The 25611-nt window shown below is 56.3% G+C and carries 37 protein-coding genes and 1 pseudogene; 1 reads left to right on the top strand and 37 read right to left on the bottom strand.

Annotated elements, in window-relative coordinates; translation table 11 throughout:
* Position 1: 1 nt before the first annotated feature.
* The 35 genes from BFP70_RS18910 to rpsJ form a co-directional block, all read right to left on the bottom strand.
* Positions 2 to 1267, bottom strand: coding sequence for an amino acid ABC transporter permease (locus tag BFP70_RS18910; RefSeq protein ID WP_066013481.1), 1266 nt, complete (start codon positions 1265 to 1267; stop codon positions 2 to 4).
* 132 nt (positions 1268 to 1399) lie between these two features.
* Positions 1400 to 2416 (bottom strand): amino acid ABC transporter substrate-binding protein, encoded by a 1017-nt coding sequence (locus tag BFP70_RS18905; protein WP_066013478.1) that lies wholly within the window; start codon positions 2414 to 2416, stop codon positions 1400 to 1402.
* Between the two features lie 231 nt (positions 2417 to 2647).
* A complete protein-coding gene (locus BFP70_RS18900) occupies positions 2648 to 3358 on the bottom strand; it encodes an ATP12 family chaperone protein (protein WP_066013476.1) in 711 nt (236 codons plus the stop codon).
* The gene (locus BFP70_RS18895) at positions 3355 to 4020 is read right to left on the bottom strand and encodes an HAD-IA family hydrolase (RefSeq protein ID WP_066013474.1); all 666 of its coding nucleotides are present in this window, start codon (positions 4018 to 4020) and stop codon (positions 3355 to 3357) included. Before BFP70_RS18895 ends, BFP70_RS18900 begins: the two co-directional genes overlap by 4 nt.
* Entirely contained in the window at positions 4017 to 5084 is a 1068-nt protein-coding gene (locus BFP70_RS18890) for an RluA family pseudouridine synthase (RefSeq protein WP_066013471.1), read from the bottom strand. The genes BFP70_RS18895 and BFP70_RS18890 overlap by 4 nt, the downstream gene beginning before the upstream one ends.
* Positions 5081 to 5461 (bottom strand): fluoride efflux transporter CrcB, encoded by a 381-nt coding sequence (gene crcB / locus BFP70_RS18885; RefSeq protein WP_066013469.1) that lies wholly within the window; start codon positions 5459 to 5461, stop codon positions 5081 to 5083. Before crcB ends, BFP70_RS18890 begins: the two co-directional genes overlap by 4 nt.
* Positions 5462 to 5525: 64 nt before the next feature.
* Positions 5526 to 6851 (bottom strand): replication-associated recombination protein A, encoded by a 1326-nt coding sequence (locus BFP70_RS18880; RefSeq protein WP_066013510.1) that lies wholly within the window; start codon positions 6849 to 6851, stop codon positions 5526 to 5528.
* Positions 6852 to 6917: 66 nt separating this feature from the next.
* The gene (locus tag BFP70_RS18875) at positions 6918 to 7502 is read right to left on the bottom strand and encodes an autoinducer binding domain-containing protein (protein ID WP_255356788.1); all 585 of its coding nucleotides are present in this window, start codon (positions 7500 to 7502) and stop codon (positions 6918 to 6920) included.
* A gap of 319 nt (positions 7503 to 7821) precedes the next feature.
* Positions 7822 to 8238: a 50S ribosomal protein L17 gene (gene rplQ / locus BFP70_RS18870; RefSeq protein ID WP_066013466.1), complete on the bottom strand. Its 417-nt coding sequence runs from the start codon at positions 8236 to 8238 to the stop codon at positions 7822 to 7824.
* A 154-nt stretch (positions 8239 to 8392) separates the two neighbouring features.
* Positions 8393 to 9409, bottom strand: coding sequence for a DNA-directed RNA polymerase subunit alpha (locus BFP70_RS18865; RefSeq protein ID WP_066013465.1), 1017 nt, complete (start codon positions 9407 to 9409; stop codon positions 8393 to 8395).
* A 119-nt stretch (positions 9410 to 9528) separates the two neighbouring features.
* A complete protein-coding gene (rpsK, locus tag BFP70_RS18860) occupies positions 9529 to 9918 on the bottom strand; it encodes a 30S ribosomal protein S11 (protein ID WP_066013464.1) in 390 nt (129 codons plus the stop codon).
* A gap of 15 nt (positions 9919 to 9933) precedes the next feature.
* Entirely contained in the window at positions 9934 to 10302 is a 369-nt protein-coding gene (gene rpsM, locus BFP70_RS18855) for a 30S ribosomal protein S13 (protein ID WP_066013463.1), read from the bottom strand.
* A gap of 186 nt (positions 10303 to 10488) precedes the next feature.
* Positions 10489 to 11142: an adenylate kinase gene (locus tag BFP70_RS18850; protein WP_066013462.1), complete on the bottom strand. Its 654-nt coding sequence runs from the start codon at positions 11140 to 11142 to the stop codon at positions 10489 to 10491.
* Between the two features lie 12 nt (positions 11143 to 11154).
* Positions 11155 to 12513, bottom strand: a complete 1359-nt coding sequence (gene secY / locus BFP70_RS18845; protein WP_066013460.1) for a preprotein translocase subunit SecY — start codon at positions 12511 to 12513, stop codon at positions 11155 to 11157.
* 113 nt (positions 12514 to 12626) lie between these two features.
* On the bottom strand, positions 12627 to 13097 hold the full coding sequence (rplO, locus tag BFP70_RS18840) for a 50S ribosomal protein L15 (protein WP_066013457.1): 471 nt from the start codon (positions 13095 to 13097) through the stop codon (positions 12627 to 12629).
* A gap of 421 nt (positions 13098 to 13518) precedes the next feature.
* A complete protein-coding gene (gene rpmD, locus BFP70_RS18835; protein ID WP_066013455.1) occupies positions 13519 to 13704 on the bottom strand; it encodes a 50S ribosomal protein L30 in 186 nt (61 codons plus the stop codon).
* 12 nt (positions 13705 to 13716) lie between these two features.
* Positions 13717 to 14274: a 30S ribosomal protein S5 gene (gene rpsE, locus BFP70_RS18830; RefSeq protein ID WP_066013453.1), complete on the bottom strand. Its 558-nt coding sequence runs from the start codon at positions 14272 to 14274 to the stop codon at positions 13717 to 13719.
* Positions 14275 to 14385: 111 nt separating this feature from the next.
* Positions 14386 to 14745: a 50S ribosomal protein L18 gene (gene rplR / locus BFP70_RS18825; RefSeq protein WP_066013451.1), complete on the bottom strand. Its 360-nt coding sequence runs from the start codon at positions 14743 to 14745 to the stop codon at positions 14386 to 14388.
* Positions 14746 to 14756: 11 nt separating this feature from the next.
* Entirely contained in the window at positions 14757 to 15290 is a 534-nt protein-coding gene (rplF, locus tag BFP70_RS18820) for a 50S ribosomal protein L6 (protein WP_066013450.1), read from the bottom strand.
* 10 nt (positions 15291 to 15300) lie between these two features.
* The gene (gene rpsH / locus BFP70_RS18815; protein ID WP_066013448.1) at positions 15301 to 15699 is read right to left on the bottom strand and encodes a 30S ribosomal protein S8; all 399 of its coding nucleotides are present in this window, start codon (positions 15697 to 15699) and stop codon (positions 15301 to 15303) included.
* A gap of 11 nt (positions 15700 to 15710) precedes the next feature.
* Positions 15711 to 16016 (bottom strand): 30S ribosomal protein S14, encoded by a 306-nt coding sequence (gene rpsN / locus BFP70_RS18810; RefSeq protein ID WP_066013446.1) that lies wholly within the window; start codon positions 16014 to 16016, stop codon positions 15711 to 15713.
* Positions 16017 to 16034: 18 nt separating this feature from the next.
* Entirely contained in the window at positions 16035 to 16592 is a 558-nt protein-coding gene (rplE, locus tag BFP70_RS18805; protein ID WP_066013444.1) for a 50S ribosomal protein L5, read from the bottom strand.
* Positions 16592 to 16897 (bottom strand): 50S ribosomal protein L24, encoded by a 306-nt coding sequence (rplX, locus tag BFP70_RS18800; protein ID WP_066013442.1) that lies wholly within the window; start codon positions 16895 to 16897, stop codon positions 16592 to 16594. Before rplX ends, rplE begins: the two co-directional genes overlap by 1 nt.
* A complete protein-coding gene (rplN, locus tag BFP70_RS18795) occupies positions 16897 to 17265 on the bottom strand; it encodes a 50S ribosomal protein L14 (RefSeq protein WP_066013439.1) in 369 nt (122 codons plus the stop codon). The genes rplX and rplN overlap by 1 nt, the downstream gene beginning before the upstream one ends.
* A gap of 98 nt (positions 17266 to 17363) precedes the next feature.
* Positions 17364 to 17597 (bottom strand): 30S ribosomal protein S17, encoded by a 234-nt coding sequence (gene rpsQ / locus BFP70_RS18790; protein WP_066013435.1) that lies wholly within the window; start codon positions 17595 to 17597, stop codon positions 17364 to 17366.
* 11 nt (positions 17598 to 17608) lie between these two features.
* On the bottom strand, positions 17609 to 17809 hold the full coding sequence (rpmC, locus tag BFP70_RS18785) for a 50S ribosomal protein L29 (RefSeq protein WP_066013434.1): 201 nt from the start codon (positions 17807 to 17809) through the stop codon (positions 17609 to 17611).
* A 205-nt stretch (positions 17810 to 18014) separates the two neighbouring features.
* Positions 18015 to 18428: a 50S ribosomal protein L16 gene (gene rplP / locus BFP70_RS18780; protein ID WP_066013433.1), complete on the bottom strand. Its 414-nt coding sequence runs from the start codon at positions 18426 to 18428 to the stop codon at positions 18015 to 18017.
* Between the two features lie 13 nt (positions 18429 to 18441).
* Entirely contained in the window at positions 18442 to 19152 is a 711-nt protein-coding gene (gene rpsC / locus BFP70_RS18775; protein WP_066013432.1) for a 30S ribosomal protein S3, read from the bottom strand.
* Positions 19152 to 19532: a 50S ribosomal protein L22 gene (rplV, locus tag BFP70_RS18770; protein WP_066013429.1), complete on the bottom strand. Its 381-nt coding sequence runs from the start codon at positions 19530 to 19532 to the stop codon at positions 19152 to 19154. The genes rpsC and rplV overlap by 1 nt, the downstream gene beginning before the upstream one ends.
* 5 nt (positions 19533 to 19537) lie before the next feature.
* Positions 19538 to 19816, bottom strand: a complete 279-nt coding sequence (gene rpsS, locus BFP70_RS18765) for a 30S ribosomal protein S19 (RefSeq protein ID WP_066013427.1) — start codon at positions 19814 to 19816, stop codon at positions 19538 to 19540.
* Positions 19817 to 19819: 3 nt separating this feature from the next.
* Positions 19820 to 20656, bottom strand: a complete 837-nt coding sequence (rplB, locus tag BFP70_RS18760; protein WP_066013425.1) for a 50S ribosomal protein L2 — start codon at positions 20654 to 20656, stop codon at positions 19820 to 19822.
* Positions 20657 to 20937: 281 nt separating this feature from the next.
* Positions 20938 to 21234 carry a 50S ribosomal protein L23 gene (locus BFP70_RS18755; RefSeq protein WP_066013423.1) on the bottom strand — a complete coding sequence of 99 codons (297 nt, stop codon included), beginning with the start codon at positions 21232 to 21234 and terminating at the stop codon, positions 20938 to 20940.
* Positions 21231 to 21851, bottom strand: a complete 621-nt coding sequence (gene rplD / locus BFP70_RS18750; RefSeq protein ID WP_066013421.1) for a 50S ribosomal protein L4 — start codon at positions 21849 to 21851, stop codon at positions 21231 to 21233. The genes BFP70_RS18755 and rplD overlap by 4 nt, the downstream gene beginning before the upstream one ends.
* A complete protein-coding gene (rplC, locus tag BFP70_RS18745; protein ID WP_066013419.1) occupies positions 21848 to 22573 on the bottom strand; it encodes a 50S ribosomal protein L3 in 726 nt (241 codons plus the stop codon). The genes rplD and rplC overlap by 4 nt, the downstream gene beginning before the upstream one ends.
* A gap of 10 nt (positions 22574 to 22583) precedes the next feature.
* Positions 22584 to 22892, bottom strand: a complete 309-nt coding sequence (rpsJ, locus tag BFP70_RS18740; protein WP_066013418.1) for a 30S ribosomal protein S10 — start codon at positions 22890 to 22892, stop codon at positions 22584 to 22586.
* Between the two features lie 215 nt (positions 22893 to 23107).
* On the opposite strand from rpsJ, the gene BFP70_RS18735 reads away from it, so the two are divergent.
* Positions 23108 to 24181, top strand: coding sequence for an NAD-dependent epimerase/dehydratase family protein (locus BFP70_RS18735; RefSeq protein ID WP_066013416.1), 1074 nt, complete (start codon positions 23108 to 23110; stop codon positions 24179 to 24181).
* On the opposite strand, the gene BFP70_RS18730 is transcribed toward BFP70_RS18735, so the two are convergent.
* Both BFP70_RS18730 and tuf read right to left on the bottom strand, forming a co-directional pair.
* On the bottom strand, positions 24178 to 25164 hold the full coding sequence (locus BFP70_RS18730; RefSeq protein WP_066013414.1) for a zinc transporter ZntB: 987 nt from the start codon (positions 25162 to 25164) through the stop codon (positions 24178 to 24180). The genes BFP70_RS18735 and BFP70_RS18730 overlap by 4 nt on opposite strands.
* Before the next feature lie 121 nt (positions 25165 to 25285).
* A pseudogene (tuf, locus tag BFP70_RS18725) lies at positions 25286 to 25611 on the bottom strand (elongation factor Tu); the annotation flags it as partial.

Here is a 25611-nt window from a genome sequence, read left to right as displayed (position 1 = left end):
ATCACCGCTCCTTCAGTTTCACGCTTTTGTTGTAGACATTCATCACCCCGGAAATCGACAACGAGATCGCCAGATAAACAAGCATCATCAACAAGATGGCCTCAAGCTCCCGCCCAGTTTGGTTCAGCGTGATACCGCCCAATGTGCCGCGAAGGTCCATGTAACCAACTGCAATGGCCAAAGAAGAGTTCTTGGTCAGGTTCAGATATTGCGAAATCAGCGGTGGGATAATCACTCGCAACGCCTGCGGCAAGATCACCAGTTTCATCGTCCGATTCGGGCGCATACCCAATGCGAAGGCTGCCTCTGACTGCCCATTGGATATTGCAAGGATACCGGCGCGGACGATCTCTGCAATGAACGCACCGGTGTAAAGCGACAGGCCCAACCACAATGCGACAAACGCGTTCGAGATGTTGCTACCGCCGGAGAAGTTGAAACCCTTCAACGTCGGATAGGTCAGGTAAAAGCCAAGCGCGACAAGCACAACAATCACCGGCGCCAACAAGATCAGGATGCTCTTCCACCAGGTCGTGGGGCGCAGGCCAGTGGCCTCTTGTGTCTTGTCAGCATTGGCGCGCAAACGCTTATTGGCCCAAAATGATGCGACAAGCACCACAATGATCAGCAGCCAATTTAGCGAAATCGGCGCAATCGGCGTGTTGATCACACCCAGACCATGCGCAAATTCGATACCCGGCACAGCCGTATAGCGGTTGGTAAAGGCCACGGAGTCCATCAGCCACATTGAGTGGGTGCTGATGCCATCCGCATTCGGACGATATCCGGCGGGTGACGGGGCCAGCTCGGTCAAAACAGCCATACACACCAAGATCCACAACAGAACCGGGATGTTACGGAAGATTTCGACATAAATTGTCATCAAACGGGCGATCAACCAGTTATTCGACAGGCGTAGCACACCTGCAAAAATCCCCAAGATCGTCGCCGTGATACATCCCAGCAAGGACACCCAAAGCGTATTCAACAGGCCGACAAGGGCCGCGCGCAAATGTGTGTCATCGTTGCTATAGGGGATCAGCGTTTGGCCGATGTCATAGCCAGAACGGTTGAACAGGAAATCAAAAGTGATTTCTTTGCCCAATAAACTAAGGTTTGCGATCACGTTGCCGATCAGCCACCAAACCCCGGACATGACCAGGATGAAGGTCACAACCTGAATCGTAAGTGATCGGTAGCGCGTATCGTAAATAAGCTGACTCAGCCGGAAGCCGTGCTCCGGCGTGCCATCAGACGCGGATGTCATGTGTTATACCCCTGTTCCCGCTAGTCCCGGTCCGAACCTTTGGTTCGTGTTTAGGGTTGGCCCCACCGGCGGGTTGTTCCTGAAACTGAAAGGGGCGCCGGTTTCCCTGCGCCCCTTCCGTGTTACTCCGACTTAGCGGAATGGCGGTGCGTATAGCAGGCCACCCTGGGTCCATTGCGCGTTCAGGCCGCGCGCCAGACCGATCGGTGTGGATTCGCCGATGGTCGCAGCGAAGATCTCGCCGTAGTTACCACCTGCCATAATCGCTTTTTTCGCCCAATCTGCTTCCAGACCGATCATACCGCCCAGATCACCTTCGGTGCCCAGCAGGCGGTTGACTTCAGGGTTGTCGGTGCCTTTCGACAGCTCTTCAACATTGGCCGAGGTCACGCCGTATTCTTCAGCAGCAACCAACGCGTTCAGCGTCCAGCGAACGATATCGCCCCACTCGCTGTCGCCATGGCGCACGGCTGGTCCAAGCGGCTCTTTGGAGATAATTTCAGGCAAAATCACGTGGTCGGTCGGCGTTGCAAATGCAGCGCGTGTCGCGGCCAGACCTGATGCGTCAGTGGTATATGCGTCGCATGCGCCAGCGATATATTGCTGTTCGCCTTCGGCATTGGAATCGATCGCGATGGGCTGGTAGCTCATGTTATTGGCTTTGAAGTAGTCAGCCAAGTTCAGCTCGGTTGTGGTGCCGGTCTGAATACAGATCGACGCACCGTCCAGCTCTTTCGCCGAGGTCACGCCAAGTGCCTTCGGAACCATAAAGCCCTGACCGTCGTAGTAGTTCACGCCAACGAAATCGAGCTTCAGGTCGGTGTCGCGCGAGAACGTCCACGTGGTGTTGCGAACCAAAACGTCAACCTCACCCGAGGACAGCGCGGTGAAACGCGTCTGACCTGTGGTTGGGACATATTTGACCTTTGATGCATCGCCAAGCACCGCCGCTGCAACAGCTTTACAGATCGCGACATCAAAGCCCGACCAGTTGCCGTTCGCATCCGGTGCCGCAAAACCCACAAGACCTGTGTTCACGCCGCAGTTCAGTTCGCCGCGCGCTTGTACGTCTTCGAGAGTGTTCGCAGCCGCGATACCAGCCGATAGGCCAGTCGCTGCCAGAGCACCGAGAAATACGGTAGTTTTCATAGTTACCTCTTCCTGAGTTGCCGCCCTGTCCGAGCGGTTCTTGAGCGGTGTCGCCGACCCTTCCTTTTCCGGATATTGGTCAGCCTTGAGGTTCATCCCCAGTGACAAAACAGTGAGCCATTTTTTGCTCATAGGTCAAGACTACAAACGCGCTTGACGCTGAGAAAACGCACATAGAATGAGCAAATGCTCAGTTAACCACCGAGTATTTTTTTGCTTCTGCCTAGTTTTTCAACTGTGGCAAAGATCCCAAAAACGCTCTGCATTCAGCAGGCTTTCACGTTTTATCGCAGCCATTTCAGCGGCTTCTTCATCATGGCCCCACGATTCGCTTTGCCAATCTTCGTCAATGCGCGATAAATCCCACGCGGTGCTGGCATCCAACCGGCGTTCAATTACGGCCAGGCCGATCACCAATGACCCCGTAATGCCAACCAGATCGTGAATGGCCGCCATCTGAAACGGGCTTAGATCTGCCACACGTTTGTGCAATTTCTTCATGGCATCATCGGCTTGCTGCACCGGCAAAACGCCTTCAGTCACGACCAGTTGCACGCCCAAGGCATGATCAGCCCAGTCCAACAGCGGATCCCAGGCCTGCGCTTGGCGGTCCACCAGTTCCACCGGCGATTCGGCCCGGTAGCACAACAAATCTGTGCCCCCATATTCCGCGATATAGGCCGCAACTTCGGCGTGCTGCGTTGCGACCTTATCAATCGCCGCATTGGCAGATCGCGTCATCGGCATGGTTGTCGGGTCGATCACCTCTAGCTGCGCATCCCATTCCTGCGCAATGGCATCTGCCAAGGCGCGGCTGGGCACGATCAGCGCGGCCTTTGCCGGCGTGCGGACAGGCCGACCGTCCAAAGCGACGGAAAACCCGCCCTCCACTTCGGTTGAATGCGCCTGTTTCCAGAACCGTTTTGCGACCCAACCGCTCATGCGACCTCTCCGATATCCTGTGTCAGCGCCTGTTCCAGCGCGTCAAAACTCTCAACGATCTGCTCCGCCCCAGCCTGCGCCAAGGCCTGCACCGGATGATAGCCCCAGGACACCCCAATCGTGCGGAACCCGGCAGCGCGGCCCATTTCAATATCAAAGCTGGTATCCCCGATCATCACCGCACCCTGTTCCTGCGCACCTGTATCAGCAAGGGCTGCATGCAGCATGGACGGATGCGGTTTGGACGGATGATCATCCGCAGTCTGCAACGACAAGAAATAGCCGCCCAGACCGTGATGCTCAATCAAGGCCCTTAGCCCGCGCCGCGATTTGCCCGTGGCAACGGCCAACACCAGATCATCACGGCGCGCCAAACGCTCCAGTAGCGCCTTTGCGCCCGGATACAACGGCGCCGGGCTGGCTGCCCGGGCGCTGCGATAGCTGGCCTTATAGCCTTCAACAATCGCGTCTTGCACATCTTGCGGCTGATCGGGCACCAGACGCGCCACCGCTTCCGGCAACGATAGCCCGACAATCGTCAGAACTTGCGAGGTCGGCAAAGGCGCAAGGCCCGCCGTCTCAAACCCGATCGCCATGGCGTGGGAGATATGTGCTTGGCTGTCCGAGATGGTTCCATCCACATCAAAGACAACCAGCCTCATCTGAGGTCCTCGAACGGGTCCGCAGGCACGTCACGCTCATGCCAGCCCAGCATATCCCAGGTGCGCTTGATATGTTCCGGAATTGGGGCAACCACCGTGATCCGCTTGCCGGTGATCGGATGGTCAAATGTGATTTGGCGGGCATGTAAATGCAATTTACGGCTGGTTTCACCGCCCAGCTGCGCGCCCCAGCCATCGCCCATATTTTCCTGACCAGAGCCGCCATATTTGCCATCCCCGATGATCGGGTTGCCAATTTCCGCCATATGCGCACGCAGCTGATGTGTTCGCCCGGTGATCGGCACCAATGCCACCCAGGACACGCGCTGCCCCAGAATATGCATGGTGAAATAATCAGTGGTGGCCCGTTTGCAATCGGGAGTCTTGTCGATCTCGCGCGGGTGCACACAAATCATCTTTTCGCCCCCGCCATGGCGCGAATGCCCACCCTGTTTCACAAGCCCATAGCGGATCGTTCCGAATTTCGGCTCTGGCGCGCCGGCAACCGCGGCCCAATAGATTTTGCGCGTGGTCTTTTCGCGAAATGCTTCTGACAGGCGACGGGCCACCCGATCCGTGCGCGCCAGCAGCAGCACACCCGACGTGTCCTTATCCAACCGGTGCACCAGCTTGGGCTTGTCCTTATAGCCGAATTTCAACGCTTCGGCCAAACCGTCGACATGATGCATCCCATCTTGGCCTGACCCGCCCTGCGATGGCAGGCCCGGCGGTTTGTTGATCGCGATGACATGTTCATCTTTCCAAATGACGCAGGCTTGGATCATCTCCGCATCATCTTGCGACGGCTCCGCGGCCTTGGCGGCGCGCTCCGCCTCCAGCTTTTCCTTGGTACCCGGCGCCGGCAACGGCGGCACGCGCACCTCTTGGCCCACATCGACCCGCGTGCTGGCCTTCACCCGGCCACCGTCCACACGCAGATGCCCTTTGCGGCACATCTTTTCGATCATCCCCTGACCCAGCTCGGGGAATTTCTTTTTCAGATAACGGTCGAGGCGCTGTTCGCCCTCGTCTTCGCCAATCGTGACGATCTGAACTCCGCTCATGCCAGCACCCAACGCATCATATGCACTCCGAAAACAAGCCCTGCCAAAGCGGCACAGACCGAGACCGCCACATAAATCGCCGCATGGCCGATATCGCCACGCTCGATCAATGTCCAAGTCTCAAGTGAGAAGGACGAAAAAGTCGTGAACCCGCCCAAGATTCCTGTCGCCAGAAACGGGTTCCAATGGGTCAGCTCTTTTTGACCCAGAAACGTAATCAGCGCGCCCATCAGGAACGAACCGACAATATTGACAAAGATCACACCAAGCGGGATCGTCTGCGGCCCCAGCATCCGCAAAATCGCGACGCCAGACAGGTAACGACCTGAGGCACCGATGGCACCGCCAAGTGCGACTTGCAGAAGGGTGAATAACATCATTGTCTCCTTTCGCGCCCTCAAAGCGGGGTTGAGCGTAAGAGTCAACCGAATGCCACGCGGGTCAACTGTCGCGTTGCACCCGCAGCTTGGCAAACCAATCGGTGCGCTTTTTCAGCTCCCGCTCAAAGCCGCGTTCTACGGGCGCATACAGCACCGGACGTTTGACCCCATCGGGGAAATAGTTCTGCCCTGAAAACCCGTCTTCGGCGTCATGATCATAGGCATATCCCGCACCATATCCTTGATCTTCCATCAGTTTTGTTGGCGCGTTCAGAATATGTTTCGGCGGCGGCTCCGACCCGGTTTTTTTCGCCAGCGCCCGCGCCTGCTTATACCCCATATAACCGGCGTTGGACTTCGGCGCGAGCGCCAGATAGATCACCGTTTGCGCAAGCGCCAATTCACCTTCGGGAGATCCCAGACGTTCATAGATTTCCCATGCATGCAAAGCATGCGTCTGCGCCTGCGGATCTGCCAATGCGATATCTTCGACCGCCATACGCACCAGACGCCGCGCCAGATATCGGGGATCCTCGCCGCCCTCCAACATCCGTGCGAACCAATAAAGCGCAGCATCAGGATCAGAACCGCGCACGGATTTATGCAGCGCCGAAATAAGATTATAATGCTCATCACCGGATTTATCGTATTTCGCAGCGCGTTTCATTAGCCGCGTCGACAGTTGATCCGTGGTCAGCGGTGCTGTTGTCTTCCACGCAGTGACCTGTTCAATCAGGTTCAACAGGGCGCGGCCATCGCCGTCCGCCATCTCCAGCAAAGCGTCCCGCGCAGGCGCAACCAATGGCAAAGCGCGCCCCAATGCGGCTTCGGCACGCTGCGCCATCAGCTCCAGGTCCGCCAGCGACAGACGCTCCAACACGAGAACCTGCGACCGCGACAACACAGCGGCGTTCAGCTCAAAGCTGGGGTTCTCAGTGGTAGCGCCGACCAGCAGGATAGTGCCATCCTCCATATGCGGCAGGAAACTGTCTTGCTGCGCCTTATTGAAGCGATGAATCTCATCGACGAACAGCAGCGTCCCCCTGCCCTGCCCCGAGCGCAGCTTCGCTGCCTCAAATACTTTGCGCAGATCTGGAACGCCGGTGAAAATCGCGGAAATCTGGACAAAGGCGCGATCCGTCGCATTGGCCAAAAGCCGCGCGATCGTTGTTTTACCAACCCCGGGTGGACCCCATAGAATCAATGATGACAACGAGCCGGCGGCCAACATCGCCCCCAAAGGCGCATCCGGCCCCAACACATGCGTCTGGCCGATCACCTCTGACAATGCCTGCGGACGGATACGGTCCGCCAGCGGGCGGTGCGCCGAAGCACTCTGCGGCCGCGATGATGGTGCGCCGGGCGGGGGATCAAACAGGTCAGACATCATCTCTATGTAATATGCCCCGGTGCTTTGCGAAAGGCGGGAAGTAGTATTCCCGGCTTGGCCGCGTCACAACAGACGATATTCACGCGCCTTACGCACGGCTTCGGATGTGGTGCGCGCTTCCAACCGGATGCGGGCGGATTTCAACCGCGCCTTCAACGCGCTTTCCGAAATGCCCAGCTTGGCAGATGCCGCAGTGTGGCGATCCCCGTTCGCGATACATTGCAACGCCTCCACCTGCGCCGTTGTCAGCTCTGTCGGGGGGACATGATCATCATGCAAGCGTTGGATGATATCGCCAAACAGTGCCAGCTCTTCATCATTAAATTCACGATCATCGCGGGCAATGCCGCAGATCGATCGCGACGTCATCGGCCCGTGTGAGGCGGTGGCACCAAACCGTAAGCCATGATTGCTGGCCTTACCGAGGACATCGAACGGGTCAGGAAAGGTGATCTCACTCCAGCGGATAACGCCAGTCGACGCGATGCCCCAGAACACCGTCGGGTCACGCAGATAATAGGAATTTTCGTTATACTGCCGGGCCCATGCGGCTGTGTAAGTGCTATGATACACCAAAGGAGACGCATAACGGATATGTAATCCGAGCGAATATCCTAGTGGTGCGAGCGCTTCAAGTTCGTCAAGCATGGCCTGTATACTGCGATGAAAAGACATGTCCTTTTAGATAGGTTTGGCCTGATCCGTCAACTTAGAAGTGTGACTGCCTGGGACCAGGGTGGAATTACGGATAGCAGCATCTTTAGATACCTAGAATTACTCAGCAATGCCGCAAGGGCCACTAATTTAAGCGATAATCGTCCAAGTTTCTGGATAATAAACGCATATCACGTCTGAGATTTCCTTAACGGCACCACGAAATTCAACCCAGGGGCGAAATTTCTTATACGAAAAAACCCGCACTGATGAACAGCACGGGTTCTTCCATTCAACAGATCGCAGATAGATCTTATTCGGCGGCGTTTTCAGCTTCCAAACGTGCGCGGTCTGCTTTGCCTTTGGCTTCCAGATCGCGCTCAACGAATTCGATGATCGCCATCGGCGCCATGTCACCATAACGGAAACCGGCTTTCATGATGCGAACATAGCCACCTTTACGCTCTGCAAAGCGTGGGCCAAGAACTTCGAACAGTTTCGCAACATCTTTGTCCTGCTTCAGCTGCGATGCGGCCTGACGGCGTGCGTGCAGATCGCCGCGCTTTGCAAGGGTGATCAGCTTTTCGATCACTGGGCGCAGTTCTTTGGCTTTGGGCAGAGTTGTTTTGATCTGCTCGTGCTCGATCAGCGAGCCAGCCATGTTCGAGAATAGGGCTTTACGGTGTTCGTGAGTACGATTTAGACGGCGGTAACCGCGAGCGTGACGCATGAGAATTCTCCTAAACTGCGTTTTACTTTGTCAGGTAGCCGATGCGTGTCGACCACTCAGTTGGGGCGGGTGCCCATCTCTTCCCCGGCCAAACCCGGGCATTGAATAGGGGGCGTGTAAACCACGCCCCCCAAATCTGTCAAGCGATCAAAGATCAGAACTGATCTTCAAAACGTTTGGCCAAATCTTCGATATTTTCCGGCGGCCAATCTTCGACTTCCATACCCAAATGCAAGCCCATGCCCGACAGAACTTCCTTGATTTCATTCAAGGACTTACGGCCAAAGTTCGGCGTGCGCAGCATCTCGGCTTCGGTTTTCTGGATCAGATCACCGATATAGACGATATTGTCGTTCTTCAGGCAGTTTGCCGAACGGACCGACAGCTCAAGCTCATCGACCTTCTTCAGCAGCAGCGGGTTGAACTCCAGACCGTCATCCGCATCCTGTTTGGAGGCCGACTCGGGCTCTTCGAAGTTCACAAAGATCGACAGCTGATCTTGAAGGATACGCGCGGCATAAGCCACGGCATCTTCAGGTGTCAGCGAGCCGTCTGTTTCGATTTTCATCGTCAGCTTATCGTAGTCCAGAACCTGACCTTCACGGGTCGGGGTGACTTCGTAAGCGACCTTCTTGACCGGCGAATAGATCGCATCAATCGGGATCAGACCGATCGGCGCATCCTCAGGACGGTTCTTATCCGCTGCAACATAGCCCTTACCCGTATTTACGGTCAGTTCCATGAACAGATCGGCACCATCATCAAGGTGGCAGATCACGTGCTCTTTGTTCAGCACTTCGATACCAGCGGTTTCGGCGATATCACCTGCAGTGACGACGCCCGGACCTTTGGCAGAGATCGAAAGACGCTTCGGCCCTTCGACATCCATCCGCAGTGCAACACCTTTCAGGTTCAGCACGATGTCGGTCACGTCTTCACGAACGCCAGCGACGCTCGAGAACTCGTGAAGAACATTGTCGATCTGAACACTGGTAATTGCCGCGCCTTGCAGCGAAGACAGCAAAATGCGACGCAGAGCGTTGCCCAATGTCAAACCAAAGCCGCGCTCCAGCGGTTCTGCAATGACGGAAGCTTTACGTTCTGGATCGCCGCCCGGTTTGATCTCCAACTGCGTTGGCTTGATCAGCTCGGCCCAATTCTTGTGGATCATGCAAATGCCTCCATACCTGTTTCCGTCCCATGTCCCAAGCCGGAAACGCCCGAGGTTATAATGCGAACGCGACAAGGCCGCGCGGATAATTCCGCACGGCCCCATCGCTGATAGTCAGATCAGACGCGGCGGCGCTTCGGGGGGCGGCAGCCGTTATGTGCGATCGGGGTGACGTCACGGATCGAAGTCACGGCAAGACCAACGGCGGCCAGCGCGCGAAGGGCCGATTCACGACCCGAACCGGGGCCTTGAACTTCAACGTCAACGGTCTTCAGACCATGCTCCTGCGCCTTACGCGCAGCATCTTCTGCAGCCATCTGAGCCGCGTAAGGGGTCGATTTACGCGAACCCTTAAAGCCCATGGTGCCCGAGGACGACCATGCGATAGCATTACCCTGAACGTCAGAGATCAGGATTTTTGTATTGTTGAAGGAGGAGTTCACGTGAACAACGCCGGTGGCGATATTCTTGCGCTCTTTACGCTTCGTACGAGTTTTCTCGCGTGCCATTGATACGTCCTCCCCTTACTTCTTCTTGCCAGCGATGGCTTTCGCCGGGCCCTTACGGGTACGAGCGTTCGTGTGGGTACGCTGACCGCGAACCGGCAGGTTACGACGGTGACGCAGACCACGGTAGCAACCAAGATCCATCAAACGCTTAACGTTCATCTGGGTCTCACGGCGCAAGTCACCCTCAACGGTGAAGTTCGCGTCAATATGCTCACGGATTGCCAGGACTTCTGCGTCCGACAATTCGTTAACGCGACGGGTGGAATCGATGCCGACAGCTTCACAGATCGACTGTGCAGAATGCGGACCAATACCAGTGATGTAAGTCAATGCGATCGGGACGCGTTTCCCGGTCGGAATGTTGACGCCAGCAATACGTGCCAAAGCGCTATTTCCTTTCGTTGCGGTTCCGTAGTTCCAGAACCTTTTTTCACAACATGAGGCCCAAAACCTCATGAATTGAGCCACGAACCACAGGCCCACGGGGAGACCCCCGCAAATATGCGATTCCTGTTAGAGACGCCGTGACGTAGAGGCTATTGCACCCCACGTCAAGGCTTGTTTGCAGATTCAGTTCTGATGATCAATCACGCCATTGATTTGTGACGAAACCTTATCAATTTCGGCCAAACCGTCGATGGGGAACAAATCACCCTGATGGTAGTAATACCCGATCAAAGGCGATGTCTTTTTGTAATATTCCATCAACCGCGTGCGCAGGCTGTCTTCATTGTCATCGGCGCGGCGTTTCAGATTGGTCGATCCACATTCATCGCAGGTGCCGTCAACCTTGGTTGGCTTCGTGGTGTCGTGATACACCTCACCACATTCGCCACAGGTATACCGCCCGGTGATGCGCGCAACCAGCGCCTCGTCATCGACACGCATCTCGACCACTGCGTTCAGCTTCTGGCCGTTGCGGGCCAACAGGCGCCCCAGCGCATCCGCCTGCGGCAAAGTGCGTGGGAAGCCATCAAAGATAAAGCCGTTCGCCTTAACCGTCTTCAGCTGTTCTTCAATCAGACCGATCACGATCTCATCCGTCACCAGCTGGCCCTTATCCATGACCTCAGCGACTTTCTTGCCCATTTCAGTCCCGGAGGTCCGGGCCGCGCGCAGCATGTCACCGGTCGACAGTTGAACCATTCCACGTTCTTCGACCAGCTTACGTGCCTGCGTCCCTTTACCCGCTCCGGGCGGTCCGAGCAAAATAATGTTGAGCATGTGCGTTCCTCCTCAGCGACGTGCAGGAGCCTTACGGCCCTTCTTGCGCTTACCACGCAGCTGCGATTTTTCGATCAGACCTTCGTACTGGTGGGCCAGAAGATGCGATTGAACCTGATTGATCGTATCCATGGTCACAGACACAACGATCAGAACCGATGTCCCGCCGAAATAAAAGGGAATCGCCAACTGTGACCGCAGGATTTCCGGCAGCAAACACACGGCCGCCAGATAGCCCGAGCCAAGCACAAGAATACGCGCAACCACATAATCCAGATAGTCTTCGGTTTTCTTGCCCGGACGGATGCCCGGAATAAAGCCACCCTGGTTCTTCAGGTTATCCGCGACCTCATCCGATTTGAACGAGACATTCGCTGTGTAGAAATAGGCAAAGAAGACGATCATCGCGACGTAGAACAGCAAATACAGCGGCTGACCGGGCCCGAAATAGGCCAGAATGGTCGACATCACCGGACCGGTATTCCCACCAGAGAATGTCGCAATCGTGGTCGGCAACAGAAGCAATGACGACGCGAAAATCGCTGGAATAACGCCGGCCGGGTTCACTTTGATCGGCAAATGGCTAGAGCTGCCATCGTAGATCTTCATACCCACCTGACGGCGCGGATACTGGATATGGATCTTGCGCAGCGCCCGCTCCATAAACACCACAAAGGCGATCACGGCGACAACCATCACAATCACACCCAACGTCACCGGCGTTGAAATCGCGCCCGACCGTCCCTGCGCAAAGAAGGATGCCAAGGCGGCGGGAATTTCCGCGACGATACCAACGAAGATGATCAACGAGATCCCGTTACCAATGCCGCGGGCAGTGATCTGCTCACCCAGCCACATCAGGAACATTGTGCCCCCGACCAGCGTGATCAAAACAGAGGCTTCAAAATACAACCCCGGATCATGCGCCAGACCGCCGGCTTCAAGCGATTTCGCCAGACCAAAGGCTTGGAACGTGGCCAAAACCACCGTGCCATAGCGCGTGATTTGGTTCATCTTCTTACGGCCCTGCTCGCCCTCTTTCTTCATCTGCTCCAGCGCAGGGACCATGGCCCCCAACAACTGCACGATGATCGAGGCCGAGATATACGGCATGATCCCAAGGGCAAAGATGCCCATGCGACCCAATGCCCCACCCGTAAACATCGACAAGATACCGCCGATCCCCGAGGCCGCGCCCTCCATAAAGTCGCGCAGCGCCAGTGTGTCGATCCCCGGCACCGGGATATAGGTTCCCAGCCGGTAGATGATCAGCAATCCGATCGTAAAGAAGATCCGTTGGCGCAGCTCCGTGGCTTTGCCCAGGGCGCCCCAAGAAAGGTTCGCCGCCATTTGCTCTGCAGCAGATGCCATATGCCTGTCTCTTTCATGACAGCGCCGCCGGACCGGTTCTCGGTCGGCGGCGCCAGAAAAACCTATGCCTATGTAAGCGGAGCTGAGCCCGCTCACAACAGCCTAAATCAGCCTTACTCGGCGGCCGCGGTCGCAACGGTCAAGGAACCGCCTGCTTTTTCCACAGCGTCAATCGCCGATTTCGACGCGCCGGTAACGTTCAGCGTCAGTTTCGACGTTACTTCACCTTTTGCAAGGATGCGAACACCGTCCAACTTGCGGCGAACCAGGCCCGATGCGATCAACGCATCTTCGTTGATTTCAGCAGTCGCGTCCAGCTTGCCCAAGCCGACGAATTTCTCGATCAGGCCCAAGTTGACAACAGCGAATTCTTTGCGGTTCGGCTTCGAGAAGCCACGCTTTGGCAAGCGGCGGTACAACGGCATCTGGCCGCCTTCGTAACCGTTCAGCGCCACACCGGAACGCGATTTCTGACCTTTGATACCACGGCCAGCCATCTTACCTTTGCCCGAGCCCGGACCACGCGCTACGCGTTTTTTCTTCTGGGCCGCGCCTGCGTTATCGCGAAGTTCATTAAGTTTCATGTCGCTTCTCCATTTGCCGGAACCATCCTCACAAGCGACAGAAGGATGTACACGGCGTTTCTTGTTGATTCTGCGCCCGGCAAGCGGGACACCGTGGGCGTATACCGACAGACGCTCTGCCGATCAACCCCTCAAACGGATGATCGCGGAACCAAACCCCGCGTTGCCGCTTAACCATGCAACGCCCTTACACCGGAGCATCCTGATGAAACCGATCCTTATCGCTGCCCTATACTGCCTTGGCCTTGCAGGCTGCGTGAACCAGCCGCTGGACCATGTGCCGGAACCCTACACCAAAACCGAATATGCTGCGCCGGGTTACTAAGCGCACGCAGGCCGCCACAGCCGGTCACTAGGGCATGCATCATGCAAAAACGCCCCACCTTTCGGCAGGGCGTTTAAATTGCTCAGATAAAAGCGATTACGCTTTTTCTTCGATGATCGCCACCATGTGGGGGATCTTCGCGACCATACCACGCACAGCTGGTGTATCTTCCAGCTCGCGGGTCCGGTTCATTTTGTTGAGGCCCAGACCTTTCAGCGTTGCGCGCTGCGAAGCCGGACGGCGGATCGGAGAACCGATCTGTTTAACGACGATGGTTGCCATGTTCAGATTTCCTTACGCTTCGACCGTTTCGGCTTCAGGCTTTTTCAGGATATCGCCAACTTTCTTGCCACGGCGCTGAGCGACTTGGCGAGGGCTGGTTTCCTTGGAAAGACCGTTCAGCGTTGCACGGATCATGTTGTAGGGGTTCTGCGAACCGATAGATTTCGCAACGACATCCTGGATACCCAGCATCTCGAAAACGGCACGCATCGGACCACCTGCGATGATACCGGTACCTTGCGGTGCGGTGCGCATGATGACTTTGCCGGCGCCGTGACGGCCTTCCATGTCGTGGTGCACTGTGCGACCGTCGCGCAATGGAACGCGGATCAGGTTGCGCTTAGCTTGTTCGGTGGCCTTACGGATGGCCTCCGGAACTTCTTTCGCTTTACCTTTGCCGAAGCCAACGCGACCGCGCTGATCACCAACAACCACAAGTGCGGCGAAACCGAAGCGCTTACCACCCTTCACGGTTTTCGAAACACGGTTGATCGCTACGAGGCGATCTTGAAATTCCGGGTTCTCTTCGCGGTCGTCGCGACGATTCCGGCGGTTTTCACGTTCTGCCATGAGGCATTCCTTTCGTGAGGCGTGGTGTCACGCCAATATAGCCAATCCAAGTGGGCGCCCCGAAAGGCGCCCCCGGATTATCGGGGCGACGCGAACGCCACCCACCGTTGATCAGAACTTCAGACCGCCTTCGCGGGCTGCATCTGCAAGTGCCTTGATTTTCCCGTGGAACAGGAAACCGCCACGGTCGAAGTAGCACTCTTCCACGCCAGCCGCTTTCGCGCGCTCGGCAATGGTTGCACCGATCTTCGACGCCGCTTCGACGTTGTTTTTGCCCACAAGGCCGAGATCTTTCTCGAGCGAGGAAGCAGAAGCCAACGTCACGCCATTCACATCGTCGATCAGCTGAACGCTGATGTTCTTTGATGAACGGTGAACCGACAGACGCGCACGGCCATTGGCCATTTTGCGCAGTTTGTTCCGGACGCGCAGGCGGCGCTTTAGGAACAGTGATCTTTTGTTGTTCGCCATTTTCGCGCCCCTTACTTCTTCTTGCCTTCCTTACGGAAGACATACTCACCTTTATAGCGGATACCTTTGCCCTTATAGGGCTCTGGTGCACGCCACTCACGGATATTCGCAGCCACCTGACCAACCAACTGCTGGTCGATGCCTTCGATAACGATCTCCGTCTGCTTCGGTGCCGTGATTGTCACGCCAGCCGGAACGTCAAAGTTCACGTCATGCGAATAGCCAAGTGCCAGTTTCAAGGTGTTGCCCTGCATCGTGGCGCGGTAACCCACACCCTGAATTTCGAGCTCTTTCTTGAAGCCGGTGGTGACGCCAGTCACAAGGTTCGCAACCATCGAGCGGGTCATACCCCACTGTTGGCGCGCACGTTTTGACTTGCCACGCGGGGTCACTGCGACGGACTGACCATCAATCGTGATGGTGATATCGTCAGTTGCGGTGAAAGTGCGGGTGCCTTTCGGCCCCTTCACTTCGAGGGTCTGGCCAGAGACGGACGCAGAAACGCCGCCTGGAAGCTCAACCGCTTTCTTACCAATACGAGACATCAGAACCTCCTTAGAAGACGGTGCAAAGCACTTCGCCGCCAACATTGGCTGCGCGCGCGTTTGCATCCGACATCACGCCTTTGGACGTGGAGACGATTGAGACGCCAAGACCTTGACGAACCGAAGGAACGTCTTTGGCGGCCATGTACACGCGACGACCTGGGGTCGACACACGTGCAAGCTCACGGATGACCGGTGTGCCTTCATAGTATTTCAGGCTGATGGTCAGTTCCGGATGGCCCTGCGCGTCGGTGGAGGGTTCATAGCCACGGATGTAGCCTTCCGCTTCCAAAACGTCCAACACCCATGCGCGCAATTTCGACGCAGGTGTTTTAACGGTGGATTTCCCGCGCAGTTGCGAGTTGCGGATACGGGTCAGCATATCGCCGATAGGATCGTTTACAGACATTCCCGTTCTCCTTACCAGCTCGACTTCACCATGCCCGGGATCTGACCGAAGGAGGCCAGGTCACGCAGCATGATCCGCGAGAGTTTCAGCTTACGGTAGTAAGCATGGGGACGGCCGGTCAGCTGGCAACGGTTGTGCAAGCGAACGGCAGACGAGTTGCGGGGCATTTCAGCCAGTTTCAGAGACGCTTTAAAGCGCTCTTCCATCGGAAGATCTGCATTCTTGACGATCTCTTTCAACGCAGCGCGCTTACCAGCATACTTGTTCACAAGCTTCTGGCGCTTCACTTCGCGTGCGACCATGGATTTTTTAGCCATATCGTGTTTCTCCCGCGATTAAGCTGTGAACGGCATGTTGAAATGCTTCAACAGCGACTTCGCCACGGCATCGTCAGAGGTCGAGGTGACCATGATGATGTCCATGCCCAAAACTTCATCGACTTTGTCGAATTCGATTTCCGGGAACACGATGTGCTCTTTCAAACCCATCGCGAAGTTGCCGCGACCATCGAAGCTTGGCTTTACGCCGCGGAAGTCGCGGACGCGCGGCAAGGCGACGTTGATCAAACGATCCAAGAAGTCATACATACGATCGCCACGCAGGGTGACTTTCGCGCCAAGCGGCATTTCCTCACGAACGCGGAAGCCAGCGATGGACTTCTTTGCCATGGTCATGACAGCTTTTTGACCCGCGATGAGCGACAGCTCTTCGGCGCCTTGCTTGACTTTCTTGGTGTCGCGCGTTGCTTCACCGATACCCATGTTGAGAACGATTTTCTCAAGACGTGGGATCTGCATGTCGTTGGTGAAACCGAATTCTTCCTTCAGGGCACCACGGATGGTGTCACGGAAGACGGCTTTCAGACGCGGGGTATAGGTTGCTTGATCCAACATTAGATAACATCCCCCGTGGTTTTCGCAAAACGCACTTTCTTGCCGTCTTCAAAACGGAAGCCAACGCGGGTTGCTTTACCATTTGCGTCCATCAAAGACAGGTTCGACAGGTCGATCGGCAGTGCTTTGGAAACACGGCCACCCTGGCTTGTCTGGGTTTGACGCTGGTGACGGATTGCGACATTGACGCCTTCCACAACGGCTTTACCGGCCGACGGCATAACAGTGGTGATTTCACCCTGTTTACCTTTGTCTTTTCCAGCCAGCACGACGACCTTGTCGCCTTTACGGAGCTTAGCAGCCATTACAGCACCTCCGGTGCAAGCGAGATGATCTTCATGAAGTTTTTGCCGCGCAATTCGCGAACAACTGGCCCGAAGATACGGGTGCCAACTGGCTCACCGTTGTTATTCAGGATAACAGCTGCGTTGCGATCGAAACGGATGGCGGTGCCATCTTCACGACGAACTTCTTTGGCGGTGCGAACGACGACGGCTTTACGCACGTCACCTTTTTTCACGCGACCGCGCGGGATGGCTTCCTTAACGGAAACGACGATAACATCGCCGACCGACGCATAGCGACGGTGCGAACCACCCAGGACCTTGATGCACTGAACTTTCCGAGCACCGGAATTGTCAGCAACATCCAGATTGGTCTGCATCTGGATCATAGAGCTACTCCCGACCTTTGGAGACGTTTTTGAACAAAACGCCCCAGGGTTTCGATAAACTGGTGTTTATCGACGGGACCTGTTTTCCGAAGGGAAAATCAGGCCTCGACGATGACCGTCCAGCGTTTGGTCTTCGAAATCGGCGCGCATTCTTCGATACGAACAATGTCACCGGTCTTGAACTGATTTGCCGCGTCATGGGCACGGTATTTTTTCGACCGACGAACGGTCTTTTTCATAACCGGGTGCGTGAAACGACGCTCGACCGAAACGGTGACGGTCTGTTCGTTCTTGTCAGAGGTGACAACACCTTGCAAAATACGTTTGGGCATAAGAAGGCTCCTTAGTTCGCGGCTTCAGCGGCTTTGGCGTTCAGCACCGTCTTGATACGGGCGACGTTACGACGAACGGCGCGCATACGGGCGGTGTTTTCAAGCTGGCCTGTGGCCTGCTGGAAGCGAAGGTTGAAGGCTTCCTTCTTGAGCGAAACAAGCTCATCACGGAGCTCATCAGGCGTCTTTGCCTTGAGTTCTTGGGCGTTCATCCCATGGTCCTTTCTTGGCATCAGAGGGCCCCGCTTGGGTGCATCGCACGGCTTGGGGTGACCCTGTATCTGATGGGTTATGTCGGTCCTGAAAACAGGACTGGGGCCACCTACCATCGAAATGGCAATCTGGCAAGGCGATTCTCTAATAAAACAAGCCCCGCAGCGAACTGCGGGGCTTGCCTGTCTGCTCAGCGTGCCGGACTTACCAGTCCTGACGCTCCACGATGCGAACCGAGATCGGCAGCTTCGCCGCGCCAAGGCGCAGTGCTTCGCGTGCGATGGTCTCGTTGACACCGTCGATTTCGAACATCACACGACCTGGTTTGACCTTAGCGGTCCAACGGTCGACAGAACCTTTACCTTTACCCATACGGACTTCGGTAGGTTTTGCAGTAACAGGGTTATCCGGGAAGATCCGGATCCAAACACGACCCTGACGTTTCATGTGACGTGTGATCGCGCGACGTGCCGCTTCGATCTGACGCGCAGTGATACGCTCGGGCTCAACCGCCTTCAGGCCAAAGTGACCGAAGTTCAGATCCGAACCGCCCTTGGCTTCACCGTGGATACGACCCTTGTGAAGCTTGCGGAATTTTGTGCGTTTAGGCTGTAGCATTGTACTTTACCCCTTAGCGATCGCCGCGACGTGGGCCGCGCGGTGCTGGGCCTTCTTGTGCCTCAGCTGCCTTACGCTCACGTGCTTGCGGATCATGTTCCATGATCTCGCCTTTGAAGATCCACACTTTGATGCCGATGATACCATATGCGGTTTCACCTTCAGCATGTGCATAATCGATGTCAGCGCGCAGGGTGTGCAGCGGCACACGTCCTTCACGATACCATTCGGTACGCGCGATTTCGGCACCGCCAAGACGGCCAGCGACGTTCACACGAATACCCAAGGCACCCATACGCATTGCGTTCTGCACCGTGCGCTTCATCGCGCGACGGAACGAAACGCGACGCTCCAACTGCTGAGCGATCGACTCTGCGGCCAGCTGCGCGTCGATTTCCGGCTTACGGACTTCGACGATGTTCAGGTGCAGTTCGGAATCGGTGAAGTTCGCCAGCTTCTTACGAAGCTGCTCGATGTCTGCACCTTTTTTACCGATGATCACACCCGGACGTGCTGCGTGGATCGTAACGCGGCACTTCTTGTGCGGACGCTCGATGATCACGCGGCTGATGCCAGCCTGCTTTGCCTCGGTTTTGATGAAATCGCGGATTTTCAGGTCTTCCAGAAGAAGATCACCGTAATCTTTCGATTCCGCATACCAGCGGCTATCCCAGGTGCGGTTCACCTGAAGGCGCATACCGATTGGATTGGTCTTGTTACCCATTAGGCTTGCTCCTCGATCTGACGCACCTTGATGGTGATCTCCGAAAACGGCTTCATGATCTTGCCGAAACGGCCACGCGCCCGCGGACGGCCACGCTTCATGACGAGGTTCTTACCAACCCATGCTTCTGCAACCACCAGCTCGTCAACGTCGAGACCGTGGTTGTTTTCCGCATTGGCGATTGCCGATTGCAGGCACTTTTTCACGTCGATCGCAATACGCTTCTTCGAGAAGGTCAGATCGGACAGTGCTTTGTCGACCTTTTTACCGCGGATCATCGCAGCAACCAGGTTCAACTTCTGCGGCGAGGTGCGAAGCATGCGCGTTTTCGCCATTGCTTCGTTATCCGCCACGCGGCGCGGATTCTTTTCCTTACCCATGACGATTACTTCCTCTTGGCTTTTTTATCGGCAGCGTGGCCATAATAGGTCCGAGTTGGCGAATACTCACCGAACTTCTGACCAATCATTTCCTCGGACACAGCGACCGGGATGTGCTTCTGACCGTTGTAGACCCCAAAAGTGAGACCGACAAACTGCGGAAGAATGGTGGAGCGGCGCGACCAGATTTTGATCACTTCGCTTTTGCCCGACTCGCGTGCTTTCTCTGCTTTTTTCAGCAGGAAGGCATCAACGAAAGGGCCTTTCCAAACAGAACGTGACATATATTAACGGCCCTTCTTGGCGTGACGCGAACGGAGGATGTATTTATCCGTCTTCGTGTTCGAGCGGGTGCGCTTGCCCTTGGTGGGTTTGCCCCACGGGGTGACCGGGTGACGACCACCCGAGGTCCGACCTTCACCACCACCGTGCGGGTGATCGATCGGGTTCATTGCGACACCGCGAACCGTCGGGCGGACACCCATGTGACGCTTACGGCCGGCTTTACCGAGGTTCTGGTTCGAGTGGTCGGAGTTCGACACGGCACCGATAGTGGCCATGCATTCCTGACGCACAAGACGCAGCTCGCCGGAGGACAAACGGATCTGCGCGTAGCCACCGTCACGACCAACGAACTGGGCGTAGGTGCCTGCGGCACGTGCGATCTGACCGCCTTTGCCTGGCTTCAGTTCCACGTTGTGCACGATGGTACCGATCGGCATGCCTGTGAACGGCATTGCATTGCCCGGCTTGATGTCGGCCTTGCTCGACGCGATAACACGATCGCCAAGTGCCAGACGCTGGGGCGCGATGATATATGCCGCCTCGCCATCTTCATAGCGGATCAACGCGATGAATGCGGTACGGTTAGGGTCATATTCGATGCGCTCAACCGTTGCCGAAACGTCGAACTTACGACGTTTAAAGTCAACGATACGGTAGAGACGCTTCGCGCCACCACCTTTGTGCCACATCGTGATGCGTCCGGTGTTGTTCCGGCCACCCGTTTTGGTCAAACCCTCGGTGAGGGCTTTAACGGGACGGCCTTTCCAAAGCTCCGAACGGTCGATCAGAACCAGCCCACGCTGGCCCGGCGTCGTCGGTTTGTACGACTTGAGTGCCATGCTTTCTGTCTTCCGTTAGCTGACGGCGGATAATTTCGCCTAATGAAGGGCCCCGAAGGTCCCCGAATAACAACATCACAAAACCCCAGAACGAATCCGGGGCCTGCAACGATGCGCGTAGCTACCAAAAACGCATTGCTGAGTCTACTGGCAATATCGCATTTCTTGGTCGTTGTATGCCAGGCGTGTCCAACATCGGTTTTTGCCAATGAAATCCATGCCTAACATATAAAAAGCCCCCGCTTACGCAGGGGCTTTTAAGTGTCAGGTCAATCGAACGATTACAGACCGGTGGTCACGTCGATTGTGTTGCCGTCTTCCAGCGTCACATAGGCTTTCTTCACGTCCGAGCGGCGACCAGGGGTGCCACGGAAACGCTTGGTCTTGCCTTTGGTGATCGAGGTGTTAACCGCTTTCACCTTAACGCCGAAGAGGGCTTCAACTGCGTCTTTGATCATCGGCTTCGAAGCGTCTTTCGCCACTTCAAACACCACCGCGCCGTTTTCCGATGCCAAAGTGGCTTTCTCGGTCACGATCGGCTTAACGATCACGTCATACTGTTCGGGTTTCGCGCTCATTTCAGACGAGCCTCCAGTGCTTCGACACCCGCTTTGGTGATGACCAGGGTCTCACGCTTGAGGATGTCATAAACGTTGGCACCCATCGACGGCAAAACATCGATACCTTCGATGTTCTGAGCGGCCTTCACGAAATTTTCGTTCAGGTCGGAACCGTCGATGATCAGGACTTTCTTCCAGCCCAGTTCCTTCGCAGCTTTCGCCAGCGACTTGGTCTTAGCTTCGCCGAGGTTCAGATCCTCAAGAACGACCAGATTGCCAGTTGCGGCTTTCGATGACAGGGCATGTTTCAGGCCCAATGCACGGAACTTCTTCGGCAGGTCATGGGCGTGCGACCGTGGCGTCGGGCCTTTGTAGACACCACCGTGACGGAAGATCGGAGCTTTCTTGGAACCGTGACGTGCGCCACCGGTGCCCTTCTGGCGATAGATCTTCTTGGTCGAGTAGGAAACTTCCGACTTACCAAGTGTCGAGTGCGTACCAGCTTGTGCTTTCGCACGCTGCCAGCGAACCACACGGTGCAAGATGTCCGCGCGCGGCTCCAGACCGAATACGGTATCTGCCAGATCGATGTCGCCGGATTTGCCAGCGTCGAGCTTGATCACATCAAGTTTCATGCTTCACCCCCATCTACCGGAGCTTCTTCGGCAGGTGCAGCAGCTGCAGCGGACTTCAAAGCCGCCGGCATTGGCACGTTCTCAGGCAACGGCTTTTTCACCGCGTCTTTGATCGTAACCCAGCCACCTTTGGAACCCGGAACCGAACCTTTGACAAGGATCAGACCACGATCTGCATCGGTCTTGATGACCTGGATGTTTTGCGTGGTCACACGGACGGCACCAAGATGCCCGGCCATTTTCTTACCTTTGAAAACGCGGCCCGGATCCTGACACTGACCTGTCGAACCGTGCGAACGGTGCGAGATCGAAACACCGTGCGTCGCACGCAGACCGCCAAAGTTGTGGCGCTTCATCGCACCGGCAAAACCTTTACCGATGGATGTGCCTGCAACGTCAACGAACTGGCCTTCAGCGTAGTGCTCTGCCGAGATTTCGGCACCCACTTCGATCAGGTTTTCAGCCGAAACGCGGAATTCAGCAACTTTACGCTTGGGCTCAACATTCGCTTTCGCGAAGTGACCACGCAGAGCAGCCGAGGTGCGCTTTGCTTTTGCCGTGCCTGCACCCAGCTGAACTGCGGTGTAGCCATCGGTTTCGGACGTGCGCTGTGCAACAACCTGCAGGTTGTCGAGCTGAAGAACGGTCACAGGAACCTGCTTGCCGTCTTCAAGGAAAAGCCGGGTCATGCCCAGCTTCTTGGCGATAACACCAGAACGCATAATGACCTCCTTAGACCTTGATCTCGACATCCACGCCGGCGGCGAGGTCGAGCTTCATCAGGGCGTCAACAGTCTGGGGCGTCGGGTCGACGATGTCGAGCATACGCTTATGCGTACGGATTTCCCACTGATCGCGCGACTTCTTGTCGATGTGCGGACCACGAAGAACCGTGAATTTCTCAATTTTGTTCGGCAGCGGGATCGGGCCGCGAACCTGAGCACCGGTACGCTTTGCAGTGTTAACGATTTCCTGGGTGCTGGCATCCAGCACACGGTAATCGAACGCCTTAAGCCGAATACGGATATTTTGACCGTTCATGTCATGCCTCTCGCATGGCGTTAAAGGTTGAGAGGCAGACAGCACCGACTGTGGCGCCTGCGTCGAACCTAGATCTTAAATAAATGGAAGATCAGGGGCGCGCCTAAGCCCTTATCGGGATTCTGTCAAGCAACAATTCCCAATACCGCCTGGTTTGCCTGAAAACAGCCGTCTTACAGGGAATTTGGCGGCGCATCCTGCCCGGCCCTTGCGATATGGCCGACACCACCTACCCTAATGAACACGCCCATATTGCGAAAGGCCTGCCGATGGAAAAGACACTCTTGCTGACCGGGATCACCGGGTTTCTTGGCGGCCACATCGCCATCTGCGCGCTCAACGCAGGCTATCGTGTCCGAGGGAGCCTCAGGGATATGACCCGCGCCGACGCCACCCGTTTGGCGCTTGCGGCCAACGGGGCAGACACATCGCGGCTAGACTTCGTTGAACTGGATTTGCTGCGTGATGCGGGCTGGACCGCGGCCTGTGACGGCATAGACTATATGGTCCACGCCGCCTCCCCCTTTGTCACCGCGATGCCAAAAGATCCACTGGATCTGATACGTCCCGCCGTGGAGGGCACAGACCGTGCACTGCGCGCGGCACATCACGCCGGTATTCAGCGTATCGTGCTGACCTCCTCGCAGATTGCGATGCATTTCGGCCTTGATCCGGCGACGCGCCCCGACAGTATCGGCCCCGATAATTGGAGCACGACCGACAACGGCCGGCTAAACGCCTATGGGCAATCCAAGACATTGGCAGAACAACATGCCTGGGCCTTGGCGAAGGCATTGCGTCTGCCGCTTGCTACACTCCAGCCGGGGTTGATCACGGGGCCACTGTGGGATGACGATCCCGGAACCTCGGGCCAGATTGCCCTGCGCTTGATGCGCGGCGCTTTTCCGTTGGCGCCCAAACTTGCGCTGTATCTTTGCGATGTGCGCGACATCGCGCAAATTCATGTCAATGCGCTGACCGCGCAGCATGCGGCGGGTCAACGCCATCCCTGCGCCTTTGAGCCGTTGACCATCATGCAAATCGCGCAGGCCATCACAGAGGTCTTGCCACAGTATCGCGGCAAGATGCCCAAGGCACAGCTCCCCAATCCTATCACACGGGCGCTTGCGCTATTCGACACGGACCTGCGGGGAATCGTGAATGAACTGAACTATGTGCCACAGATCGACACGGCACGCGGTCACGCCCTGTTGGGACGCGCGCCGATCCCAGCGCGGCAATCCATTGCGGATATGGCCATCTCGCTCAGCGATAGGGCGCTGGTTTAACCGCCCTTACCCCGGCCCAACCAACGCAAGCGCCACATCACACCGGCCTGGACCACCACCAACACTGCGCACCAAACACACAACCACATAAAAGCATTTGGATTCTGAACACCGGGCATACCACCAATATTCACCCCAAACAGCCCGGTTAAAAACCCCAGCGGCAAGAAGATCACCGACACAACGGACAGCACGAATGTGTTGCGGTTCACCCGATCGGACAGTTGCGTCGACAGCTCTTCGCGCAGCACTTGCGCCTGATCGCGCAGCTCGTCCATATCCTCCGTGATCCGTGTCATTTTCAACGTTTCTTCTTCGATCTCACGTCGGGTGACATCATCAATAATATCCGCATCACTGGCCCCCAGCCGCGTCAGCGCCTCTCGTTGTGGGCCGACATAACGCCGCGCCGCGATCACCTTCAGACGCAAATCCAATACGTCGCGGCGGACCGCATCCCCAGATCCGCCAAAAACCTCAACCTCCAGTGACTCGGCGTCCTCATCCAGCTCTGCCTGAAACTTACCGATATTGCCGGTAATATGTTCCACTATTCGCACAAGGAATTCACCCGCGCTGCGCGGGATTGAACCTGCCCGAATATCTGTGTCCATTGTCGCGATGGCGCGCACTTGTTTGCGCGAAATCGTCACGATGCGCTCCGCATCAAGATACATACGCAAGGACACCATGTCCTCGCGGTCCTCACCGGCGTTAAAATTGATCGCCCGCAGGATCAGCATCACACCGTCGCCAAATTGGGTCATGCGCGGACGTGTATCCACATCCACCAATGCCTCAATCGCCTGCGGATCCAGATACGACAGTTCACGGCGAACCCAATCCTGGGCCTGTGGATGGGTGCCATCCAAATGTGCCCACGCCAAACGTTCATCGCGCAACGCATCCACGATGTCGCGCTCGTTGGCCGGATCCGGGTCGCCGCTCAGCAAATGCGAAGTCACAATCAAACTGTTCGCCATGCCCACTCCTTAGATCTCATGGCAACGTATCTAACGCGGTTCGAGTGGCGTGCAAGCCTGCATGCAAAAGGGCCGCCCTGATGGGCGGCCCTTTCGTAGATGTCGCAAGATCTATGACAGATCAGGCGATGATTTTCGACACAACGCCCGCGCCGACGGTACGGCCGCCTTCACGGATTGCGAAGCGCAGACCATCTTCCATCGCGATCGGTGCGATCAGCTCAACTTCAAACTTCAAGTTGTCGCCTGGCATAACCATTTCCGTGCCCTCGGGCAGGTTAACAGTGCCGGTAACATCCGTCGTGCGGAAGTAGAACTGCGGGCGGTAGTTCGCGAAGAACGGCGTGTGACGGCCACCCTCTTCTTTGGTGAGGATATAGGCCTCAGCTTCGAATTTGGTGTGCGGGTTAACCGACTTCGGCTTACACAGAACCTGACCACGCTCAA

It is taken from the genome of Thioclava sp. SK-1, from assembly GCF_001705665.1.
GTDB lineage: Bacteria > Pseudomonadota > Alphaproteobacteria > Rhodobacterales > Rhodobacteraceae > Thioclava.
Note: the sequence above shows the minus strand (reverse complement) of the source record. Positions and strands in the feature narration are given on the sequence as shown.